Genomic DNA, 21,510 nt, shown 5'->3' on the forward strand with positions numbered 1-21,510 from the left:
TTTTTTATTTGGTTTCCTTTGATCCCCCAACCAACACCCCTCCTCCTCAAACCAAACCCCCCCCCCCCCCCCCCCCCCCCCCCCGGGTTCGACTACTCAAAGTTTTTATTTTTTCTCATCATCCACTACAGTATAATCTGCGTCGACGACCTTTTCCCCGTTGTTCGCGGAATTGTCTCCAGCACCCTGTCCGGTGCCTCCAGAGGCTCCTGGCTGTTCAGCTCCGGGAGCTCCTTGAGAATAAATCTTCGTAGCGATCTCGGAAGCAATTTTGGAAATCGATGCTTTTGCAGATTCGATTCTTGCTTTGTCATTGCTTTCGATCGCTTCACGAGCGCGTTTGATTTCGTCGGTCGCGAGTTGTTTCTCGTTCTCGGCGATTTTATCTCCGGCTTCGTTCACGGTTTTTTCCAAAGAATAAGCAAGAGTGTCTAACTCGTTCTTCGCTTCGATCACTTCTCTTTGAGCCTTGTCAGCCGCCGCGTGGGCTTCGGCATCCTTAACCATCTTTTGAATTTCGTCTTCGGACAATCCGGAAGAAGATTCGATACGAATCTTTTGTTCCTTGCTCGTTCCAAGATCTTTCGCGGATACGTGAACGATACCGTTTGCGTCGATGTCAAAAGTGACTTCGATTTGAGGAACTCCTCTTGGTGCAGGTGGAATTCCAATCAGATCAAAACGACCGAGGGTTCTGTTCGCGGACGCCATCTCTCTTTCTCCTTGGAGAACGTGAATGGAAACCGCAGACTGATTGTCCGCCGCAGTCGAAAACACTTGCGATTTCTTCGTTGGGATCGTTGTGTTTCTTTCGATCAGCTTGGTCATCACTCCGCCGAGAGTTTCGATTCCAAGAGAAAGAGGAGTTACGTCGAGAAGAAGAACGTCGGAAACTTCTCCCGCTAAAACTCCACCTTGGATCGCGGCTCCTACTGCAACGACTTCGTCCGGGTTTACGGATTTATTCGGTTCTTTTCCGAAGATCTGTTTTACCAGTTCTTGAACCGCTGGAATCCGAATCGATCCACCCACAAGAATCACTTCGTCGATCTCAGAAGCCTTGAGTCCCGCGTCACGAAGCGCGTTTTCACAAGGAATTCTCGTACGATCTACGAGCGATTTTGTAAGTTGATCGAACTTCGCTCTGGAAAGAGTCATGTCTAAATGTTTTGGACCGGACGCATCCGCAGTGATGAACGGAAGATTGATCTGCGTGGACATCGTTCCCGAAAGTTCTATCTTCGCCTTTTCTGCGGCTTCTTTCAATCTTTGTACGGTGTTCTTATCCGCGGAAATATCGATTCCGGTTTGATTCTTAAATTCCGCGATCATCCATTCCATGATTGCCATGTCGAAGTCGTCTCCACCGAGATGAGTATCTCCGTTTGTGGATTTTACTTCGAAGACTCCGTCGGCGAGTTCAAGAATCGAAATATCGAACGTTCCTCCACCGAGATCGTATACGGCGATTTTGGAATTTACATTCTTCTTATCAAATCCGTAGGCGAGCGCTGCAGCGGTCGGTTCGTTGATGATTCTTTCCACTTCGAGTCCGGCGATTCTTCCGGCGTCTTTAGTCGCTTGACGTTGTTCGTCATTGAAATACGCAGGAACGGTAACTACGGCTTTCGTAACTTTGTGACCGAGATAGTCTTCCGCGGTTTGTTTCATTTTCATGAGGACACGCGCGGAAATTTCCTGAGGAGTAAATTCTCCCGCGGAAGTTTCGAACTTTACGCCTTCGTTGCCGGAACGAACCACTTTGTAAGAAACGTGTTTCATCTCGGATTCGCATTCGCTCAGCCTGCGTCCGATAAAACGTTTCGCAGAACGGACCGTATTTGCCGCATTGGTGATCGCCTGGTTTTTGGCAAACTGTCCTACCAGAGTTTCTCCTTTTGCTGTAAATGCTACGATCGAAGGAGTCGTTCTCGCTCCTTCGGAGTTTTGAATAACGACTGGGTCTCCACCTTCCATGACGGAAACGACCGAGTTTGTAGTTCCTAAGTCGATTCCTATGATTTTTTCTTTGGACATTGTTGTGCTCCTTTATACTTCCCTGAGATTCTAATTATGCCTTTGGTTTTCCGATTCGAACCCTCGCAGGTCGAAGCGCAAACTTCTCTTCGTTTTCTTTGTAGAAGTAACCGGGTTGATAAACTTCAATTACGGTTTCTTCCGAATACTGATCGTTTTCTTCCGAAGAAAGCGCTTCCATCGACATCGGATCGAAGGATTCTCCTTTCGGATCAAAACGAACTACATTCGATTTTTCTAAAATGGAATAGAACTCTTTTAGGACCATCGCGACTCCGTCTACGAATGGTTTTAATTCTTCCGAAGTCGTCTGAGTCGTCGCGACACGTTCCAGGTTATCGATCGGGTTTAAGAATCCGGTAACGAGAGATTTTACGGCTTCTTTTCGGATCGATCCGAATTCTTGAGCGGAACGTCTTTTGAAGTTCTGAAACTCTGCCCTTTCTCTCGCCCAGGAATCCTTTAACGATTCGACTTCCTTTTTAGCGGTTTCTAATTCAATTTGAAGCGTAATTTCCGGTTCTACGGTTTCGGGTTGCTCCGTTGATTGTGTTGATTCTTCAGGATTCATGTTCTCTACTTTCGTTTCCTCTAATGTTACTGTTTGAGAATTTTTCTCGTTGGCCTTTTCTTCTCTGGAAGATTTGTTTTCTGCGTTTGTGTTTTCGGCCATAGAATCTTCTCCCGTTATTTACTAATGCGCGTTACCATTTCCGAGACCAGCTTGGAAGTGAAGTCCACAAGAGGAAGGGCTTTGTTATAGTCCATTCTCTGCGGTCCTATGATTCCGAGGGCTCCGATCTTTTTTTCTCCCATCTTATAGTTGGAAGTTATAATCGAAACTCCGGACATAAACTGATCTCCATCTTTTCCGATGATCGTATAAACACCGTCCTGGTCGATATGTCCCGAAAAGAATCCCCTTAAAAACCCTTGGTCATCCAAAAGAGAAAGAACCTGTGAAAGTTGTTCTTCTTCGTCTCTAAAGTTCGAGTAGAGATTCTTAAATCCGTCGATATAGAGCGTGACTTCGGAATTCTCCGGTGTCATCGCGGACGAAATCAGAGGAGCGATTCTTGCAAAATCCTCGGGGCCGTCCCTGCGGATCATCAGCTTCGGAACCACTGTATTCTGAATTTCGAATATATCATATCCTCGTAAGTTGTCGTTCAGATATTTCGAAATCTGATAAAGAGCTTCCTGCGAATAATTCTGATCCACAAAGATATTTCTGTGAAGAACGGTTCCCGATCTCATTACAAGAATGATAAGAATTTCGTCTCCGTGAACGTGGATGAGTTCCAAATGTTTTAACGTATCCAAGTTTTTTGCGGGACCGATTACGATTCCCGCAGCGTTGGATAAGGAAGAAAGAACCGAGGCTGTAGCTTTGAGGATCTGATCCAACTTAAACTGCATCTTCAGGTATTCTTCCTGGATCCTTTGTTTTTCTTTGAGTGTTAGCTCATACATCGTTACGAGGGAATCGACGTAGAATCGATATCCTCTTTCCGTTGGAATTCTTCCTCCGGATGTATGTCGAGAAGCAAGATATCCAAAATCTTCTAAGTCTTTCAGAACGGCGCGTATCGACGCCGGAGAAAGTCCGATGTCGTGCTTATCAAAGAGGGTCTTCGAACCAACAGGTCGATTCTCGAGAATAAACTCATCCACAAGGGCCTTCAGAATTCTTTTATGACGCTCAGAGAGATCCATACTTCTTTTTTAGCACTCTGAATGTTAGAGTGCTAATCCATACAATAAGTTTCCGAATTTAGGCTAAAAATGTCAAGGAAGAAAGTCCCGGAGCGGCTTGGGAGGGCAAAATTTAGATTTTTTTTGGCAATCCGCTTGGAAGAGTGCGGGAAGTTGAAAGCGTTTTGAGAAGGAATTCCCTTTTGGAAAGAAAGAGAATCTGGGTTTTGTTCTCTTCGGCATGTCTCGCTTTTTGAAAGAGGAACGGTGGTCGGAAGTTCGACGAACGATTGCTTTTTACGAAATCCGTCGGATCCGATCGGAGTAGGTTTTGAATTCATCTTCCCAAGCTCCGCGCAGGGATTCGCAGTTGATTGGAACGAGTTTTCCCAGACGGATCGTTTCGAGGTTGTAGAGTTTGGCCAAATTCTCGGAAAATCAGGTCTGGAATCGGGATCGGTTTCGGTGAAAAGAAAAAGAATCTATTCGTTTGTCTTAAGGAATTTTTGCGGGAACTCCGCAAGTTCTTCCCTAGGAAAGACAATTCCTGTCTTTTCGTTGTCTGGATTTTAAGAAAATTTGTCGGAACTACGACAACTCCTCCGTAAAAGTCGCGCGCCCCGCCCAAATTTCGGGTGGAGGGGTGGGTGGTGGAAAAAATCGGGTGACTTTCCTCTATCAGAAAATTAGACTTTTTGCAAGTAGAAATCCCCGTGTAGGAACTCCTAAAAAGGCCTTTTTTGTCGGCTGATTCTCATTGTATCTCCTCTCTGTGCTCACAAGATCTTTGGAAAGACTGCAGACTTCGGATCCAGAGGGAAATAAGAGAGGCTCCCAAATTCGGTTCGAAATTCGATTGAGTGTCTTGGCAATCGAGAGACAACCAGAGGCTATTTCCGATAAGGATGGAATTCTCCGATTCTCCTCTGTTTTCGATTTGTCGGACCAAACTTTCCGCCCAGATGGAAAAGACCGGATTCTCCCAGTATTTTTGTTGGATTCTTGAAATCCGTGGAATTCTTCCAAAAGGTTTTCCAATGCTCGGGACCGGAATTGGAAATCCCGGGAACCTGAAAGGTTCTCATCTTTGTTTTCGGGAGAATCCGGCTTCTCCTTGAAATCGTTGTTTCGTCGAGGAAGCAAGGTTCTGGACGAAATTCCGACCAAAAAGGGCGGCTCTGAAAATTCCCAGACTTCGACTTTCTCCATCCGAGTTCCTTGGCACGTTAGGAGTTCCTACTTTTCAAATGTCAAGTCTTATTATCCATTAAAACAGAATAAAATCCCCTATAACGGAATATATTTTAGAATTCTATAGAATTCCATAAGTTCGAAAACAACACTTTCCGAATTTCGGGCTTCCGTCGATCTTACTAAAAAGAGAATGAATTCCCGTAAAACCAGGCTCACCATCCTATTTTCTTTTATCTGTCTTCTTTTCTTGATTCTCGTCGGGAGAGTTGTCTTTCTCACATTCTTCAACGAAAGAGAGGTTATCCTCAAAACCGGAGATCGGGTCATGCGAGGAACGATCTACGATCGTCGAGGAATCGAACTCGCGATGACGGTGGATTCCGCAACGATCGGAATTTATCCCGCAAACATCTACGATCCGAATTTCACAGCGGTTCAACTCGCGCCTTATCTCGAAATGTCCCCTGAAAAAATCGAAGCGATGATTCGGGAGAAGAGCCGTTATTTTCTTCTCAAGAGGGAAATCGACGAAGCCCTTGGCAATAAGATTATGGATCTTTCTCTTCCGGGTGTAAGAAGAGAAAAAGAATACAAACGAGTTTATCCGCACGGAAATCTCGCTTCTAGTCTTGTCGGTTTTACGGGAATGGACGACGATCGCGCGCTCTCCGGTTTGGAAGTGCAATACAACCAAGACCTCATGACTCCGACGGAATCGGATTCTTCACGAGGAAGTAATTTACATCTTACCATCGACGGTTTGATCCAATACAAACTCGAAAAAGCTCTCGGCAAACGTTTTGAAGAAACCGGATCCAAAAAAGCGATCGGGATTCTTATGGAAATCAATACAGGAAGAATTTTGGCTTCTGCTTCGTTTCCGGCTTTTGATCCGAATCAATACAATGCATCGGAAGAAAATTCGCATACAAACTGGGCGATCCGTCACGTCTACGAGCCCGGTTCCACGATGAAAATTTTCTTGGCCTCCATTCTATTCAATGAAAATCTAATACGTCCTGACGAGAAGTTTCACTGTCCCGGTTATATTGAACTCGGTAAAACGAGAATCAAATGTACGGACGCGCACGGGCATCTGAACCTGGAAGAAATTCTTCAATACTCTTGCAACGTAGGAATTATCAAAGCTTCACAAAGAATTCCGGAACCTCTTCTCTACGATTATATGAAGAAGTTTCAATTCGGAGAAAAGACCGGATTCTTACCGAACGAATCTGTCGGCTACTTTCCTTCTTTGAAAAAATGGACTCCGGCCACCACTATGTTTATGGCGATCGGACAAGGGGTTTCCGTGACTCCGATTCAACTCGTGGCTTCTGCCGCTTCGGTCGTCAACGGAGGAAGAATGCTGACACCGAGAGTTGTCTCTCACTTCAGCGATTCTTACGGAGAAATTCTTCACGAATTCAAAACGCAAGAAACTCCGATCGGAATCCGAGAATATACGACCGAAAGAATTTTGAAAGCGATGACCCGAGTCGTTCAATCCGGAACCGGTAAGAACGCTTACATTCAAGAATATTCCATCGCGGGAAAGACCGGAACCGGACAAAAAGCTGTATCAGGAAAAGGTTATGTAGAAGGTCTTTGGTCCGCTTCGTTTATCGGATTCTTTCCGGCGGAACGACCCAAGGTCGTAGGCTTGATTCTTTTTGACGAACCGAAAGGAGGAACTCATTCCGGAGGAGGGCTTGCGGCGCCCGTTTTCAAAGAGGTGGTGGAAAATATCATCCCGATTATCGAACAAGGGGAAAAGACGCTCAACGTTTCTCTCAAACGTTTTCAAAGAAAGAATTTGAAAGTTGTGGAGCCGGGAGAAGTTCCCGATCTCGTGGGAAAAAGCAAAAGGGAAGCCCTGGAAATATTAAGACCTTTGGGAGTTCCGGTAAAATTTCACGGAAGCGGATTTTGTTATCAACAGGAGCCGAGCGCCGGAGAAAAAATCGGAGACGGAAGGCTGAATTTATATTTTAAGTAAATGGAATATTCTGTAATCCTAAAATGAATACTTCCTCAGACGAATCCGTCCTTTCAAAAAATCTAAAAGCCTTGTCTACGGTTTCACCCGGAATCGAAGAAAGAATTTTGGAATCCGATCAAGAACTGGAAGTCAAAACTTCCAAGACGGGACTTCCGATTTTGGTCGCGGACGGGATTTCTCTTCACAGCTCGATGGATCCGGTCACCGAATCCAAACGTCTTCTCGAAGGTTTGAAAAAAGGGGACGAGGAACGGGTTTTTCTTTTTTTCGGAGCCGGAATCGGTTATTCCATTCAAGAGAGTTTGAAACGGAAGAACGTGACGACGGTCTGGATGGAGGCGGAGGCGATCGTTCTCCGTTATGCGCTTTCGTATTTCGATTATTCCGAATTTATAGAATCCGGTTCTTTGCGGATTTTACTTTCTCCTATCATCGAACAGGATCTTTACGCAGCCTTTCGAGGGATTTCGGGATTCCCGATCAGCTTTATCGCACATCGAGGAAGCAACCAATGGAAAAAAGAATCCTATGAAGAATTGAGATTTATCGCTGAAGGTTTTTTTCACAAGAAGGACGTAAACATTTCCACGCTCACTCGTTTTGAAAGAATCTGGACTCGAAACTTTATCTCCAATCTTCCCGCACTTTCCGGAATGCAACCGATCAAAACCTTATTTGGAATCTGCGAAGGGAAGGTCGATGTTCTCGTATGCGGGGCGGGTCCGTCTCTTCTTCTTTCCTTGGAAGAAATTCGAAGTTACAGAGAACGTTATGTGATCATTGCTGTGGACACCGCTTTGATGGTTCTTTGGAACTCGGGAATCGATCCCGACCTGGTTTTTTCCGTGGATCCACAAGCACTCAATTCCAAATATCTGGAAGGGTATTCCGGAAACGCAAAGATCGTTTTCGATCCGACTTCTTCGTATCATTCTCTTCGTTTGCCTGGAGAATTTAAACATGGTTTTTTTACTTCCTCTCCGTTCCCTCTGATCAGGATCCTTTCATCCGATCCGGAAGAAGAAATCGGAGTTATCGATTTCGGCGGTTCCGTTTCCACAAACGCGGTCAGTCTTGCGGAAAGGATGGAAGCGAGGAATGTTCTTTTAGTAGGGCAAGATCTTTCCTTTCCAAATAAACTCGCTCACTGCAAGGGTGCGGTCTTAGAAGAAAGGCTGAATTATATCGAAAGTAGAAAGTTAAGAAGAGAATATCACAATCACAAACAGATGACCGCTCTTCCGGTAAAACACGCACCTTCTTTAAAAGGCGGAAGCGTTCGGACCAACGAAAAACTTTTGATCTTTAAAAAATGGCTCGAAGAACATCCGAAAAAAAAACCTTGGTTTAACCTCGGACGGGAAGGTGTTGTTTTGGAAGGAATTCCCAATCCAAAGTTCTCTGAATACATTCAAAATAATGAATGTAGCTTCGACGTCGTTGGATCGGTGTGTGAGAAAATCGAAAGGCTCTGTCGATCGCAGGGTGGCACGTTGACTTCGATCGGATCCAAAAACTTCGATCTTCGGAAAAGAATTCTTTCTGAACTAATAAGTCTTTCCAGTCAGCTCAAAGGATTTTCGGAAAAGGTCAAAAAGGGAAAAGTCCTTTCTGATCGTCTTTATTTTCAGATCAAATCCGAAGATCGTTTTAAGGATCAGATTCTCAAGAGCTTAAAAGAAATGGATCGGATCGACGAGGAAGTCTCTTCCAGAAAAGGACTCACCGAAATTTTGGGAATGAGCATTCAAAGAACGGTTCTTATGATTACGGAAGGTTATGAGGGCGGCTTGACTTTGGAAGAGAAAAAAAACGAAAGACTCGGGATCGCCAAAAAAAGCCTTCTTTTGTATCAAGGACTGGAAGAAGCTTGTAATCTTCATTCTAAACTCATTTCAAAAACGATCGTTCAGCTTTCGAATTCTTAATTCTTCTTGGAAAACATTTCGGGTTCTCGTTCCGAAAATAATATTCAAAAAATATCATTCACCCTTTTTGGAATTCTTATAAGAATATGACTCTTTGTCGCGTAACAAATATGAACAAATGTTTACTTGAATCGTTTTTTATCCGAGCGATTCGAGTTTTTGTTGATTCTAATTTAAAATCGATTCTCTTTTTCCAAAAAATAAAGAGGCGGGACTATGGGGATTCGGAATTTTGCGACGTTCGCGTTATTTGCATTTGCTATTTTTGTTATGAATTGTAATCCGAAAGAAGAAGACAAAACGATGGACTTTATCGCGGCGAGGGCTTTGATCGGTTGTCCTTCTTTAGATGAATGTTTCTCGAACATGGCTTCTTTTTCCAAGACCGGAGCTTCTTTTCAAGTGTTTAAGAAGAATGGAACTCGTGTTTATTTAAGGGAAACCGGCGACTTGACCTCGACGAAAACAGGACCGATTTTCTCCGCTTCGAAGTTAGTTACCGCTTCTTTGATTTTGAGACTTGTGGATCAAGGTCTTATGAGTTTGGATGAAACAACAGGGACGCGCCTCGGATGGACCGGAGTTAAGGGGCAGATCAAACTCAGACAACTCCTCGCGTTTACTTCTGGTCTAAATCCGGCTTCTCCGAGCGCGGAAAGCAAAAGTTGTATCTTCACCCTCCCAACGGGAGCGAGTGCTACTGATAAGAATAACTGTGTTAGTACAATACGAGATTCTACACAAACTCTAAAAGCGCCGGGTGATGTTTTTTATTACAATTCATTTCACATGGCCGTCGCACAGAGAATGGCAGAGGTTGCGGCGGGGCAAACCTGGCAGCAGATCTTTGATACCGAATTTGCCGCCGCAGCGAAGATGGATTTTTCCAAGATCGATCCGGACAACGGTAAATGGTACGCGGATATCACAAACAAAACCGGGGACGGAAGTTTGGCGGGGGCCTACGGCCTTTATATCAACGCAGTAGATTATTCTAAAATTCTAAACATGTTGATCAACGATGGAATTTATACTTCTGCCTCTGGAGCGACTGTTTCTATTTTGACGGGTGGTTCGAGAGTTGCCTTGGTCCGAGAACTTTTCAGCGATCAGTATGGATCTCAGACGACGATCGAATATTCTCAATTTGCCGCCTTTGGTTATCGTTGGCACTACGGTCTAGGAAATTGGAGATTTTGTTCCACACCGGACGTTCCTGCAACTTGCGAACAAGACATCGTCTATCACAGCTTTGGCGCCAATGGATTCTATCCTTGGATTGATCGGAATGCAGGTTATTACGCGGTCGTCGGAGTGAATAACTTCAACACGAATGTTTTCAGCATTTTTTCTTTACTTCAACCGAATTCGACTTCTTTGTTTTTTGGACAGGATGCAAAACGTTTCATTCCGTCTTTGCTTCAGTGAATTCGATCAACGGATACGCTCGAATTCGAAACAATTATCCGGGTCGCTATCATCGGCGGCGCCGGAGATGGCGAAGTTGGAACCTTCCTGAGTGCTTTCGATGATCCACCAATGCGCCCAGTCCAGAATCCAGGGATCGGATGGATTTTCGCGGTTCGGTTTTAAAACTTTGATTCTTAATTCTGATTCCTTGAGATCCCATCTGCCTTTTTGAACTTGAGGTTTTGAATCCGAGGAACGTTCGATCGTCTGGATAAAGGTTCCGTTTGTTTTTAACTCTAAAACGATTCTTGTTTTTCCATAATCTGCGGAGTATTCCCAGGAACCCGCTAAATCTTCTCGTGTGACTTTTTCTTTGGTAGGTTCGGGAAGAAACGCGGGACCACATTGAAAGAGGAATAAAAAAAGAAAGAATGGGAAAGGTTTCACGGAAGTTCCGAGTGTGGAATGATTTTGACGATCGTCAATTCAATCCTCAACAAGCGGAATCCCGGGATATAATTCGCATTCCATTTTCTTAAAAAGAATTCGTCGATGATTGAGCGGGAGGACGGCGTTTTGCAATCTACAAAATTTAAGAAATGATCTTTAGGATCAACGTGAACAACCAGAGATCATTTCTTATGAATCTTCTCAAAATCTTATCTTGTATCGAGAATGGGTTCGGGGTTAAGGTGTGAGATCGAATAAATATTCGACGACGTAGTCGTCTCCTCCGTTCAAATTATAGTTATCTCTTCTTGCTTGAGCCCGTTCTGCAGGTGTGTGCCAGAGCACGTTTTGTCCGACCGGTTCGTACTGTACGTTGGACTCGTGAGACTTTCCGTTTACGTATAAGCCTGTGTTTTGCGACGTTACGTAAAAATTGAATTCGTCTTTTTCCTTTGCAACGAATTCAACAACTAACATCTGTCCATCGATTTCGGTGTCATTAAATCCATCGATAAAGAATAGCAAATAGGCAAGATATTTTCGGCCTTTTACGGTTTGGAAAACCGGGAGATGATTCTCAACGAATAACAAAGGAACGCCTTCACCCGTTAGGTGGTCCCTAATATAAACTGTGATTCCGCCTCCTGCCATCCACTGGTCGCCCTTCAGTTGAAGTGATTTCGGATTGGAAGGACTTGGTAGGCAGGGGAGCGGATTTTGAGTCGCGTCGATTTCTCGAAACGTGGCAAATGTTTTACTTTCGGCTACGGAGGAAATCGAAGCCTCAGAAACAACCGGAAGAAGCGCAGGGAGAATCGGCGGAGAATGATCTTCTGACTGAGAGCAATCTATCGTAATCAGGGAGAAGATTAGAAAAATAATGCTGGATGGAATGGATTTGTGACTCATCGTATTTGCCTATGCCTTTTTTTATAACGGAATCAATCAGATTCCTTTCTGAGTTTATATAAACCCTGAGTCGTAGAATGTTTTCAAAAAAGGTTTAATTTATGAAAATTTTTTCTTTTTTCGGTTGACGGAAATTGTGCACCGCAATACAAAAGGATTGTGCGATGCACAAAAGAATCGATCTCAAGGAGAAAAATCGAATGGAAAAGCAAATTCTAGATGTTCTGAATGCGGGTCTTGGACTCATCAAAGCTGGTCAAGAAGGTCTGGGTAAAGCGAAAGCTGATCTCGAAAAAACCTATTTGGAGCTTGTAACGAAAGGAGCTTCCGACAATTCCGAAGCGACTGTCAAAATCCGCGAAACTGTTGATAAAGTTCTCAACGACATCAAAGAAGTGTCTTCTGTAGCCGGAAAAAACTACGAAGAAACCAGATCTAAGATCATCGAAAACTACAACAAAATCACCGAAGAGATCAAAAACAAAATCCCTGAAGGCCAAATTGAAGCTGTAAAAGCTAAAATTAACGAAGTGGCTGAAGCGATTAAAACCACTACTTCCGGAAAAGCACCCGCTTCTAAATAAGAATCGAGTTCCATTTCCCTCTCGGGCGGGATGAAACCCGCCTGAACCCTTTCTTGATTCCTTTCCTTTCTTGACAATCGTCTCTCTTTCGATACACTTTCTCACCTATGAGCAAGCATCATCGACGGATCCTTTTCCTTTTTTTTATAAGCTTTCTTTTATCTGTCCAAACTCTTTCCGCACAAAACATCGTTCCTGTTTCTCCGAATTCTTCTGAAAATCAAGAAGAGGATTTAAAGAGAGAGGATTCTCCAACAAACGTAATATCGAAAGAAACAAAACTTTCTCAAAAAGAGATTCGAATGAAGAAGAAGTTTTTTATCGGTGGTATTTACTTTCCCGGTTACGGCTCCGGCATTCTTGGTTGGAACGTTTGGGAGAAAGTTTCGATCGGGATCCAATACTATCAAAATTCAAATAACGTGACCGGTGATTTTGATACGAGATATTCTCACTTTTTAGGTTATGGAATGGTGAGACAATCCGATCGCGAATCAAAAAATGCGGGAGGAGGGATTTTTCTAAATTACTTTCTATGGGATTCTTCCGTTTATATTCCCTTTGTTGCGGGAGGGGAGTTTATGAGAAATACAAGACACGATCAATTCATCGATTCGACCGGGGTTCAATCGTATCGAAACGAAAGAGTCAACTTCGACTATGGTCCTCGATACTACGCCGGAACCGGAATCGGAATTCGCCATCAGTTCGAGTCCGGATTCTTCTTCGGTTTTGAGGTCGTCGTGAGAACCTTCGGTCGTTATCATAAAAACGTTTCTCTCAATACTTTAGAATACGGAAATCGTTCCGCGACAATCGAAGACTTTTGGATTCGAAAAGAAGAATTAAAACGGGACCACGCCGGTAAAGTTTACGACGCCGGTTTTGACCTCGCGGTCGGAATCGCCTTCTAAAAAACGGAATACATCGATGATTGAAAAGATTCATGATCCAAAAGATCTAAAGAGACCTCTTATTTTTGCTCATAGAGGTTTGAGCGGAACGTATCCTGAAAATACGCTCGTGTCCTTTCGTAAGGCGATTAAAGCAAAGGCGGATTTGATCGAACTGGACGTAACTCTTTCTGAAGATAGAAACGTTGTGGTGATCCACGACGACGATCTGGATCGTACTACGAAGTTAGTCGGAAACGTTCGAAATTTCGATTCGGAAATATTAAACGAATTGGACGCGGGTTCTTGGTTTTCTAAAAAATATAAAAAGGAAAAGATTCCGTTTTTAGAAGACGTTTTGCGTTTGATCCGAAATTCGAAGACGGATTTAAACATCGAAATCAAATCCACAGGAATGGATTTTCCGATGAGAGAGGATTCCATTGAGAAAAAAGTTTTGGATCTGATCGGAGAGAATCGACTCGAAGAAAGGATCTTGATTTCCTCTTTTTCCTGGGAATGTCTGGAAAGAATTCGAAATCTTAATTCTAAGATCAAACTCGGGGTTTTGGTCGGTGACGAAATCGGGAACGTGGAGGATGCGATCGTTTTTGCCGAGAAGGTCAAAGCCTGGAGCGTGCATCCTTCCAGAGAAGAAGCGACCGAGGAGAATCTAAAACGGATCCGAGAGAAAAATTTTCTGAGCGTCGTCTATACCGTGAACGAGGTCAAGGATATGAAACTTTTTTTGGATCGAGGGGCCGACGGTCTCTTTACGAATTTTGCCGAAGACATGAGGAGGCTTCTGAAAAAAGTGTATTAGAAAATTATTTTGTATTTTGAGGTTTTTTTTAGGAAGTCGGGACTTCCAGGAGGTTCGGCTCGATTTGGAGAACTCTCGAGACCCTCCTCTGGCCCGGTTCTAATTGCCAGATAAAGCTGTAGACCCTGGGGGGCGTGGGTCGTCCCACCCAAAACTTTCTCAGAGAATCGCCGACTCCCGAGGATTCAAGAAACAAAAGGAAATTCAAGAGAAAACAACGCGAAACTCAGTGTGCTTCCGCCAACACCCCCAAGAGCAACCAATCTCCGGTTTTCATTCTTATGTTGACCCTCTTCAGTCTCCCTACATCCCTCTGGTATTTTCTCTTTCCTCCCTTCGAATTCAACCTTTTCATAGAAGAAATAAACAGAGAATACTTTCCCAAAAGAGATCTAATTTTTTGAGGAAGGGTTCTTCTCTCCACCTCCGTCAAACCCTTGAGATAATCTTCGGGGATTAGAATCGTCTCCACTTCGGATTGAAATTCCCCGATCTTAGAAGTAATTTTCGGTTCTCTCAGAAAAACGAATTTTCTCATACTCAAAACGGTTCTCAAAAGTTTTGAGAAGAATCCGCATTTTCAAAAAAAAAATTACGTTTTTGCGTCAAATGAACACAAAAATTCCTCTAACAAGTATTGTTAAGAATACGGAACGACTTGATTCTCCCTTCAAAGATGAATTGTAACTTATCCGTAATTCTTTTCCAATAGAGATCTGTAAAATTATCAACTTAGGATCACAAGTTATTATGAATCATTTTTTCTCCGCGCTTCGTTTCGCTCTCAATACAAAAAACAATTCTTCCAAAGGAATTCTTGAAGAAGAGTTTAGCCTTTCTCTGGGAAAGGAAAAAGTAGGAATTCTTAAATTCTTCCCGAAAACAAAAAAGAAATTTAAAGGTACGATTCTCGCGATCAACGGAATGGCGCGTCTTGGAAACCAAGATCCTCGTTTTAAGGCGGTTTGTCGCGGAATGGCTTCTTGCGGATTTTTGGTTTTTTCTCCGCAGATGCAGGAAATCAGCGAGTTTAAAATTCGTCTTGAGAGTATCGAAAAGATCAAAGGTCTGATTCTAAACCTTTCCTCCAACGCTGAATATTGTCCGGATGGTAGAATCTCTTTGTTCGCGCCTTCTTTTTCGGCGAGTATGGGTTTGATCGCGGCGGCCACACCTTCCATCGAGGAAAGAATCAAATCCATCTGCACGATCGGAGCCTATGGAAACGTCCAAACCACTCTCGAATATCTAATGTCCGCCGAAGGATCGGACGAATACGGAAGAATGATTCTTCTCTGGAATTTCGTTCATTTCGGAATTGGTGAGAATGAAGAAGTGCGAAAGGCGCTTCACGCGAGTATCCTAGACGGAAGTTTTCTTCGTGAAACTCCGGAACTTCCGAAAGTGTTGGAAAGTATTCAACCGGCAAATCGGGAAATTTTCAGGAAGCTCAAAGAAGACAGGGACTATCGTTCGGAAATCTGGGATCGAATTGTACAAAACGCCGGACCGTTTCGTTCTTTTTTGCAAGACCTTCAGGTTTATAATAAGTTGGAGGATTTGAGGGCTCACGTGGCTCTCATTCATGGAGTGGAAGATAACGTAGTTCCCGCATCAGAATCTTCCCTGATCTTGGAAAGATTGTTGGAGAGGGATCTTCCAGCAAATCGATCGAAGTTGGTCCTAACTCCTCTCATCTCTCACGGAGACATCGGAATCACATTGAAAACCCTTCCTTCGATGTTTCAACTCCTAAACGGCTTCGCGTTTTTCTTTAAACACGCCGCCGCGAAGAGTTAGACGTTAGTTTCTTTCCACCGGATCGATGTCCGTATTGATCCAGTATTCGTCTCCGTAGTCGAAGAACAATTCTTCTCCTGCCTTTACTTTGCGAATGGCTTCGAATCTTGCGGTTTTCCAACGAACCGATACGACTAACTTTACGTTCGGTTTCGTGCTATGGTTCATAAACCGCGTATAATTGCTTTCCTTGCCTTCCCCGTAAATCCAGTGGTCCTTACAGATCCAGAGTAGATATTTCGATTCACAATATTTGGAAGAATTGGCGGTTCGATCCGTCAAAACTCTTCCCGTGTAGTATCCGATGGTATCACCTTTATTGACGTTCTCTTTCGGGAACAATCCCATTCCGATTCCGGGAATCGAAGACGACTTAATTTCAAAATCCTTTTCCTTAAAGATACGGGAACGCGAAGACTTCTTACGTAATTGCATTTTTGAGACTTAAACTCCTAAAAAGAAAAGGATACCTTATGAGTATCATTCCCAAGGGAGTATAAAATTTGCAACTGAATTCTGAAAGCCTCTTTCAAAACTCTTCTTCGACCGAATAAAAGTTTTGACTAGTAAAGGAACTCGGAGTGGATTCCATTCTTGGATCGGATCCTAATGAAGAACTTATCTTAGAATCCGAGGCTTTCTCCTATGGAAGCCCATTGATTCTATAGATTCAGCCGGTCCGTTACGCAGTTCCACGTACAATGAACGTTGTAAATGAGAGAGAATCCAATACATAGTAAAAAAACTCATTTTTCGTAAACAAAGCTCGAATGGAAAAGAAACACATTCATAAAATTTAAAGTAGAAATGATTCTTATCAAGACTTAAGTCATTGATCTTTTGTATTCCCTCTATAAGTCAGGAGAACCGAACGGGCGGAAGCATTCTTCCAAAATTGGAGATTGCAAACTTCACATCGTGTCTCTTTAAAACTTCTTGTCATTTGAACGGGAGGGCCGGAGCCTATTCTTATGGAAAAACCTTATAGAAAGAATGTCGGGATGGTAGTGTTCAATTCCCGAGGAGAGGTTTTGGTTGGTGAAAGACTCAATTTCCTGGGGTCCTGGCAATTCCCCCAGGGTGGTATCGACGAGGATGAGAATTCGGAATCGGCCGCGCTTCGTGAGTTACACGAAGAAGTAGGAATCGATTCGGGAGAGATCGTGTCCGAATATCCCGATTGGATCCCCTATGATTTTCCGGAGAATCTTCCTCTCAACCGTCATCTTCAGAAATACCGAGGTCAACTTCAAAAATGGTATCTCATTTTTTGGCACGGAGAAGCCGCGGATTGTAACTTGGACATTCACGAAAGGGAATTCGAATCCGTACGTTTTATTCCCTTGGAAAAAACTTTAGAAACGGTGGTTCCGTTTAAAAAGGATGTATATTATAAAATCGTAAAGGACTTCGGACCTAAAATCCGGTCTTATTTGGAGAAGGAAGGGACGAAATTATGATGGAAGAAAGATCTTTTTACGTTCCCCCAGGCGGACCACCCGGCCCGGTTCCTGGTCTTCAGCTTGTCTTTAACGCGGTGGGTGAAGCTTCTCTTCGAAAATTGGTTTCCGATTTTTACGATCAGATTCCGCAGAGCCCGATTGCTTTCATGTTTCCGGAGAACGTGGAAGAGAGTAAAACCAAGTCCGCCGATTTTTTGATCCAAGTGACCGGCGGTCCTCCTTATTATTCTCAAAACTACGGTCCTCCTCGTATGCGAGCGCGTCATCTTCCTTTCCCTATCGACGAAAAAGCGAGAAGGGTTTGGCTTTCTTGTTATCGTAAGGCATTGGACGTTTGGAATGCGGATTCTTCACAAAAGGAAATCCTGTGGAGTTTTCTGAAAGACTTTTCGGGATGGATGGTGAATTTGGAAAACAAAACGGAGGATTCGAATGGGATCCAAGAATAACGTAAGGGCGAAAATTTTAGTACGAGGAAAAGTGCAGGGAGTTGGCTTCCGCTATTACATTCTCCAACGTGCGCAAGAATGCAGACTGAGCGGCTTCACTCAAAATCTTCCCGGCGGAGAAGTGGAGACCGTTGTGGAAGGAGATAAGATTTTTATCGAAGATCTTTACAAAGCCATTCAGAGAGGCCCCAAAGGTTCCGAGGTGAAAGAAGCTTTGATTACTTGGGAAGATGCGAAAGGACACTTTAGAACTTTCGAAATCAAAAAGTAATTTCTATTTTTCCTTTCTCGCTGTTGCCGTATTGGAAATTCGTTCGACGCCTGTTTTTGAAAGCCCGTCCCCTTTAGCCTCGCTTACGGAAGGCTCCGTTTCCGATTCGATGAGCCATTCCGCACGAATTTTATCCAATTGTTTTTTCCGGTTTTCTTTATAAGCGATCTCGCGTGTGAGTTGTTCGAACTGAGTGATCGATTCCTCATGTTCTAAAGAGGATTCCAATAAACCGAAGGCTCCCAGGAAACTGAGAACTTTCGAGAACCAAGAAAGATTTTCTTTGTAACAGACGTATTTGAGTTTAGCAAGGGCTTCTCTAAAATCGCTTTTCCTGTGGAATGCGGCGAGTTCGTTCTTTTCCTTTTTTAAAAGAAAAAGAAAACTTTTCAAAAGTTCCTTTTTAAAGGAATACTTTTCGATCATCGATTGAATCAGATTTAGGATCGTGTCCTCTTTTTTCTGGCAGATACAAGTGACTCGTTTCCCTTTTTCGTACCAATCGCAAGAGATACAATCCGGGTCCCTTTTTAGATTGTCTACGATCGAATAGGAGAATTCCTTATCCTCGTCCAAATTGATGACTACAAACTGAGAGAGTGCGTCGTTTTTCATCGACATCATAGTCTTTAACATCTTGATCGATCTTAATTCTTCCGCGGAAGCCTTTAAGTTTTTTAAGTGATCGTGTTTACGGGATATGTAATTCGCGAGAATCAAAAAATCCTTAAACGTTTCCGGGATGAGGCCGCCTAAACTCTCGCCGATGATCTTCAATTCTTCCGAAACGAACTTTTCTTCCAAACTCGAAATCGAGCCCGAATAATTTACGTCGATTACGATTTCTTTTCTGTGTTCAGTGATCAGATCCCAAGCGGTTTTGTATTTTTCTTTCAGACGTTTTGAGAATTGGTTGAGATAATAACTTTTGAGAATGTCGAACGCTTTTCCTGAGAGTTCGTCCGTTACGTGAAACAGACCGGTTGTTTGTGTCACAGCGATATATTCGTTTTCGTGAATCGTTTCGAAAATGATCTGGATCGAATCTTTGACGACTTCTTCTTTAAGAAGTTCCTTAAACGTAAATGAAAAAATCCATTTTTTGATATCGAAAGAATCTCTTACAAAGGTGGAGGCCGTCCCCGATATCAAGTATTCGAAAATGGAAATCAATTCACTGATCTGAAACGGTTCGCATCCGAGAATGTAATTCTGGATCGCAAAAGAAGATTTACTAAGACTGTTGAGATAGATTTCTTTTAGGTTTTCACGATTGGACGGTTTGAATTGTTTCTCCGAAATCAAACAAATGCAGATCGTCAGCTGGCTAGTTTCCGGAAGAAATTTAAACTCTGGGAACGCAAATATCAGATTTAGATCCGAAAGTTTTTTGAGAGTGTTTACATAGATCGGTTTGGAACCTTCGTCCTTCCATACTTTCAAAATTTTCCCGGAGAAAAATCCTTCCAGCGTGGTATGGTTTCTGATTTGATAGAGGAGTTCGATCTCTTTAGGATTTAAAAAAATCGCCTCCTGATCGGTGGCTTCCGCTTCGTTCCGAAGATAGAGATAGGAAGGCATGAGGTTTTCATATTTCTCATGATCGTATAGGGTCTCTTTATCCAAACCTGCTACCTCACCGGGTGAATTTTGAATCGAAGTGAAAAGATTCTACACTACATATAAATCGAGAATAGCAAAAAAAAATACTTCGATGAATTTATGTTTCATCCATTTTTTTAATGCGACGTTTTTTTGGGCAAAACACATTTCAAAATTCTCAAAGGTCCAAAATTAGGAAATTTAGTCCGGGATTCTATAAGAGTTGCTTTGGCTTTTAAAAAGCGAATTCTTGGTTCTGTATACTGGAGGGGAATGCTTGAAAAAAAGAAGGTTGGGTAAATCAGGAATGGTGGTTTCCGAAATCTGTATGGGAACGATGACTTTCGGATCCAGTTGCGACGAAAAGGAAGCCTTTCGTATTTTGGATCGAGCATTCGACGCGGGAATCGATTTTTATGATACCGCGGAAATTTATCCGGTTCCGCCTGACGCGAGTTATGTGCATGAAACCGAGAAAATTTTCGGAAAGTGGCTTAGAACAAAATCGAGGGATTCGATTCTGATTGCAACCAAGGTCTGCGGTCCCGGACACGGCTGGTTTGTTCCTCCTGTGCGCGAGGGAAAAACGGCTTTGGACCGAAGGCATATTCGAACTGCGATTGAAGGAAGTCTCAAACGTCTCGGCACGGATTTTGTGGATCTTTATCAATCCCACTGGCCCGATCACGATTTCGGATACGAGGAAACTCTCGAAGTTCTTACGGAACTCGTTCAAGAAGGAAAGGTTCGATACATCGGCAACAGCAATGAAACCGCTTGGGGAATGATGAAAAGTCTTTCAGTCTCCGAAAAATTCGGTTTTTCACGTTATGAGTCCATTCAGAACAATTTTAGCATTCTCAATCGAAGATTTGAGGACGCGTTATCCGATATCTGTCGTAGAGAAGGTGTGAGTCTGCTTCCGTATTCTCCGCTCGCGGGAGGCGTTCTTTCGGGAAAATATAATTCCCCGAATCCTCCCGAGAACGCCAGATTCAGCCGTTATATCAATTCCGGCGAAAGACAAAGAAAGATGGCGCATCGATTCTTAAACGACGGGACCTTGGCTTCGACTGAAAAGTTGTTAAAGGTCGCCGAAGCGGCAGGAATGTCTTTGACGGTGCTTGCGATAGCTTGGTCGAAACAACACGACTTCGTTGCTTCTACGATCGTGGGGGCCAATACCGTGGAACAATTGGATGAGATTCTAAAAGCTCGAAACGTGATCCTAACCGATGAAATTCTCAAGAAGATCGACGAAGTTTCCAAAGAGATCCCTTATCCGATGGGATAAGCGGTCGTGGATTTTTTGATACTTTCCGATGTTCCGAATAAAATCAGGATTTCTTTCTCTTGGAAAACCGTTCCGGATTCAGGAAGAAAGATCTCGCCTTCTTGCTGATAGTTTTCATCCGATTCCGCTTTTCGAATCGCCACAAGGTTGAGTTCGTATTTTTCTCTCAGGCCTAAATCTTTCAGTTTTTTTCCGAAAAGGTGAGGGGAAATTTTCACTTCAAAAAGACTGTATTCATCGCTTAACAAAGTCGCCTTTTTTACACCTTGATAGCTGAGTTGTTCCGCCATCGAGGCCGCCGCCCTTTCTTCAGGATTGAAAAGATTTTCGATTCCTATCATCTGAAGTATTTTACGGTTGATTTCCGAATGATACCGTATATGCAGAGATTCTAATTTCATTTCTTTGAGATGATAAGCGGTCGTGATCAGAGATTCGAAGTTCTCCGCCAGTGCAACCACGATATCGTCCATGTCATCGAGATCCAATTCTTCCAAAGATTGTCTGTTGCTCGTATCTACACAAACCGCTAAAGCGCAGCGATCCTTGATCTCTTCGATTGCCTTTATGTCTTTGTCGATCGCGGTAACTTCATGGCCGTTATCGTTTAAGTAGATCACGAGCGATTTTCCGAATTCTCCCAAACCGATCACTGCGATTCTTTTCTTAAGAGTTTTGTTTTTTCTTTTTACGGCCATAACTATCC

The 21,510-nt window shown here is 43.3% G+C and carries 19 protein-coding genes and 2 pseudogenes; 11 read left to right on the forward strand and 10 right to left on the reverse strand.

The genetic code is table 11. The features are described 5' to 3' along the window. Positions 1-105 precede the first annotated feature (105 nt). The 4 genes from dnaK to JWG45_RS17640 all read right to left on the reverse strand — a co-directional run bounded on the left by dnaK (position 106) and on the right by JWG45_RS17640 (position 4,817). A complete protein-coding gene (dnaK, locus tag JWG45_RS17625) occupies positions 106-2,037 on the reverse strand; it encodes a molecular chaperone DnaK (protein WP_205280942.1) in 1,932 nt (643 codons plus the stop codon). A gap of 34 nt (positions 2,038-2,071) precedes the next feature. Next, the gene (grpE, locus tag JWG45_RS17630; RefSeq protein WP_205280943.1) at positions 2,072-2,710 is read right to left on the reverse strand and encodes a nucleotide exchange factor GrpE; all 639 of its coding nucleotides are present in this window, start codon (positions 2,708-2,710) and stop codon (positions 2,072-2,074) included. 14 nt (positions 2,711-2,724) lie between these two features. Next, positions 2,725-3,753, reverse strand: coding sequence for a heat-inducible transcriptional repressor HrcA (gene hrcA, locus JWG45_RS17635; RefSeq protein ID WP_205280944.1), 1,029 nt, complete (start codon positions 3,751-3,753; stop codon positions 2,725-2,727). Positions 3,754-4,622: 869 nt separating this feature from the next. Further along, a complete protein-coding gene (locus JWG45_RS17640) occupies positions 4,623-4,817 on the reverse strand; it encodes a hypothetical protein (protein WP_205280945.1) in 195 nt (64 codons plus the stop codon). 299 nt (positions 4,818-5,116) lie between these two features. Here JWG45_RS17640 and JWG45_RS17645 point away from each other — a divergent pair, with 299 nt between their 5' ends. The 3 genes and pseudogenes from JWG45_RS17645 to JWG45_RS17655 all read left to right on the forward strand — a co-directional run bounded on the left by JWG45_RS17645 (position 5,117) and on the right by JWG45_RS17655 (position 10,284). Beyond that, positions 5,117-6,925, forward strand: a complete 1,809-nt coding sequence (locus JWG45_RS17645) for a penicillin-binding protein (protein WP_205280946.1) — start codon at positions 5,117-5,119, stop codon at positions 6,923-6,925. A 125-nt stretch (positions 6,926-7,050) separates the two neighbouring features. Then, positions 7,051-8,856: pseudogene (locus JWG45_RS17650) on the forward strand (motility associated factor glycosyltransferase family protein); the annotation flags it as partial. A gap of 216 nt (positions 8,857-9,072) precedes the next feature. Beyond that, positions 9,073-10,284: a serine hydrolase domain-containing protein gene (locus JWG45_RS17655; protein ID WP_205280948.1), complete on the forward strand. Its 1,212-nt coding sequence runs from the start codon at positions 9,073-9,075 to the stop codon at positions 10,282-10,284. Positions 10,285-10,290: 6 nt separating this feature from the next. Here JWG45_RS17655 and JWG45_RS17660 read toward each other — a convergent pair whose 3' ends face one another. Beyond that, a complete protein-coding gene (locus JWG45_RS17660; RefSeq protein ID WP_205280949.1) occupies positions 10,291-10,713 on the reverse strand; it encodes a hypothetical protein in 423 nt (140 codons plus the stop codon). 240 nt (positions 10,714-10,953) lie between these two features. Next, positions 10,954-11,625 carry a hypothetical protein gene (locus JWG45_RS17665; protein ID WP_205280950.1) on the reverse strand — a complete coding sequence of 224 codons (672 nt, stop codon included), beginning with the start codon at positions 11,623-11,625 and terminating at the stop codon, positions 10,954-10,956. 200 nt (positions 11,626-11,825) lie between these two features. On the opposite strand from JWG45_RS17665, the gene JWG45_RS17670 reads away from it, so the two are divergent. The 3 genes from JWG45_RS17670 to JWG45_RS17680 all read left to right on the forward strand — a co-directional run bounded on the left by JWG45_RS17670 (position 11,826) and on the right by JWG45_RS17680 (position 13,925). Continuing rightward, positions 11,826-12,209: a phasin-related domain-containing protein gene (locus tag JWG45_RS17670; RefSeq protein WP_205274325.1), complete on the forward strand. Its 384-nt coding sequence runs from the start codon at positions 11,826-11,828 to the stop codon at positions 12,207-12,209. 302 nt (positions 12,210-12,511) lie between these two features. Then, the gene (locus JWG45_RS17675; protein WP_205280951.1) at positions 12,512-13,123 is read left to right on the forward strand and encodes a hypothetical protein; all 612 of its coding nucleotides are present in this window, start codon (positions 12,512-12,514) and stop codon (positions 13,121-13,123) included. 16 nt (positions 13,124-13,139) lie between these two features. Next, complete coding sequence (locus JWG45_RS17680; protein WP_205280952.1) at positions 13,140-13,925, forward strand: glycerophosphodiester phosphodiesterase; 786 nt, start codon at positions 13,140-13,142, stop codon at positions 13,923-13,925. 28 nt (positions 13,926-13,953) lie between these two features. Here JWG45_RS17680 and JWG45_RS22320 read toward each other — a convergent pair. Next, positions 13,954-14,463, reverse strand: a pseudogene (locus tag JWG45_RS22320) (DUF1564 family protein). Between the two features lie 212 nt (positions 14,464-14,675). Here JWG45_RS22320 and JWG45_RS17695 point away from each other — a divergent pair. After that, on the forward strand, positions 14,676-15,725 hold the full coding sequence (locus JWG45_RS17695) for an alpha/beta hydrolase (RefSeq protein ID WP_205280955.1): 1,050 nt from the start codon (positions 14,676-14,678) through the stop codon (positions 15,723-15,725). 3 nt (positions 15,726-15,728) lie between these two features. On the opposite strand, the gene JWG45_RS17700 is transcribed toward JWG45_RS17695, so the two are convergent. Beyond that, positions 15,729-16,160, reverse strand: a complete 432-nt coding sequence (locus tag JWG45_RS17700; RefSeq protein ID WP_205274330.1) for an SET domain-containing protein — start codon at positions 16,158-16,160, stop codon at positions 15,729-15,731. A 536-nt stretch (positions 16,161-16,696) separates the two neighbouring features. Here JWG45_RS17700 and JWG45_RS17705 point away from each other — a divergent pair. Genes JWG45_RS17705 through JWG45_RS17715 form a run of 3 tightly spaced genes read left to right on the forward strand, consistent with a single transcriptional unit; the run spans position 16,697 to position 17,908 of the window. Beyond that, positions 16,697-17,185, forward strand: coding sequence for an RNA pyrophosphohydrolase (locus JWG45_RS17705; RefSeq protein WP_205280956.1), 489 nt, complete (start codon positions 16,697-16,699; stop codon positions 17,183-17,185). After that, the gene (locus tag JWG45_RS17710) at positions 17,182-17,637 is read left to right on the forward strand and encodes a globin domain-containing protein (protein WP_205280957.1); all 456 of its coding nucleotides are present in this window, start codon (positions 17,182-17,184) and stop codon (positions 17,635-17,637) included. The genes JWG45_RS17705 and JWG45_RS17710 overlap by 4 nt, the downstream gene beginning before the upstream one ends. Continuing rightward, complete coding sequence (locus JWG45_RS17715; RefSeq protein ID WP_205280958.1) at positions 17,621-17,908, forward strand: acylphosphatase; 288 nt, start codon at positions 17,621-17,623, stop codon at positions 17,906-17,908. Before JWG45_RS17710 ends, JWG45_RS17715 begins: the two co-directional genes overlap by 17 nt. 3 nt (positions 17,909-17,911) lie before the next feature. On the opposite strand, the gene JWG45_RS17720 is transcribed toward JWG45_RS17715, so the two are convergent. Continuing rightward, positions 17,912-19,534: an exonuclease gene (locus JWG45_RS17720; protein ID WP_205280959.1), complete on the reverse strand. Its 1,623-nt coding sequence runs from the start codon at positions 19,532-19,534 to the stop codon at positions 17,912-17,914. A 253-nt stretch (positions 19,535-19,787) separates the two neighbouring features. Between JWG45_RS17720 and JWG45_RS17725 the strand changes: the two genes are divergently transcribed. After that, positions 19,788-20,804: an aldo/keto reductase gene (locus JWG45_RS17725; protein ID WP_205280960.1), complete on the forward strand. Its 1,017-nt coding sequence runs from the start codon at positions 19,788-19,790 to the stop codon at positions 20,802-20,804. Here JWG45_RS17725 and JWG45_RS17730 read toward each other — a convergent pair. Continuing rightward, a complete protein-coding gene (locus JWG45_RS17730) occupies positions 20,789-21,502 on the reverse strand; it encodes a potassium channel family protein (RefSeq protein WP_205280961.1) in 714 nt (237 codons plus the stop codon). The two genes, JWG45_RS17725 and JWG45_RS17730, sit on opposite strands and share 16 nt — an antisense overlap. Positions 21,503-21,510: the final 8 nt, after the last annotated feature.

The sequence above is a fragment of the Leptospira ainlahdjerensis genome, from assembly GCF_016919175.1.
Lineage (GTDB): Bacteria > Spirochaetota > Leptospiria > Leptospirales > Leptospiraceae > Leptospira > Leptospira ainlahdjerensis.

What these genes read in the sequence shown, in the direction of transcription:
- dnaK (WP_205280942.1), bottom strand. Translation starts at nt 2,037, where the DNA reads ATGTCCAAAGAAAAAATCATAGGAATCGACTTAGGAACTACAAACTCG.
- grpE (WP_205280943.1), bottom strand. Translation starts at nt 2,710, where the DNA reads ATGGCCGAAAACACAAACGCAGAAAACAAATCTTCCAGAGAAGAAAAG.
- hrcA (WP_205280944.1), bottom strand. Translation starts at nt 3,753, where the DNA reads ATGGATCTCTCTGAGCGTCATAAAAGAATTCTGAAGGCCCTTGTGGAT.
- JWG45_RS17640 (WP_205280945.1), bottom strand. Translation starts at nt 4,817, where the DNA reads ATGAGAACCTTTCAGGTTCCCGGGATTTCCAATTCCGGTCCCGAGCAT.
- JWG45_RS17645 (WP_205280946.1), top strand. Translation starts at nt 5,117, where the DNA reads ATGAATTCCCGTAAAACCAGGCTCACCATCCTATTTTCTTTTATCTGT.
- JWG45_RS17655 (WP_205280948.1), top strand. Translation starts at nt 9,073, where the DNA reads ATGGGGATTCGGAATTTTGCGACGTTCGCGTTATTTGCATTTGCTATT.
- JWG45_RS17665 (WP_205280950.1), bottom strand. Translation starts at nt 11,625, where the DNA reads ATGAGTCACAAATCCATTCCATCCAGCATTATTTTTCTAATCTTCTCC.
- JWG45_RS17670 (WP_205274325.1), top strand. Translation starts at nt 11,826, where the DNA reads ATGGAAAAGCAAATTCTAGATGTTCTGAATGCGGGTCTTGGACTCATC.
- JWG45_RS17675 (WP_205280951.1), top strand. Translation starts at nt 12,512, where the DNA reads ATGAAGAAGAAGTTTTTTATCGGTGGTATTTACTTTCCCGGTTACGGC.
- JWG45_RS17680 (WP_205280952.1), top strand. Translation starts at nt 13,140, where the DNA reads ATGATTGAAAAGATTCATGATCCAAAAGATCTAAAGAGACCTCTTATT.
- JWG45_RS17695 (WP_205280955.1), top strand. Translation starts at nt 14,676, where the DNA reads ATGAATCATTTTTTCTCCGCGCTTCGTTTCGCTCTCAATACAAAAAAC.
- JWG45_RS17700 (WP_205274330.1), bottom strand. Translation starts at nt 16,160, where the DNA reads ATGCAATTACGTAAGAAGTCTTCGCGTTCCCGTATCTTTAAGGAAAAG.
- JWG45_RS17705 (WP_205280956.1), top strand. Translation starts at nt 16,697, where the DNA reads ATGGAAAAACCTTATAGAAAGAATGTCGGGATGGTAGTGTTCAATTCC.
- JWG45_RS17710 (WP_205280957.1), top strand. Translation starts at nt 17,182, where the DNA reads ATGATGGAAGAAAGATCTTTTTACGTTCCCCCAGGCGGACCACCCGGC.
- JWG45_RS17715 (WP_205280958.1), top strand. Translation starts at nt 17,621, where the DNA reads ATGGGATCCAAGAATAACGTAAGGGCGAAAATTTTAGTACGAGGAAAA.
- JWG45_RS17730 (WP_205280961.1), bottom strand. Translation starts at nt 21,502, where the DNA reads ATGGCCGTAAAAAGAAAAAACAAAACTCTTAAGAAAAGAATCGCAGTG.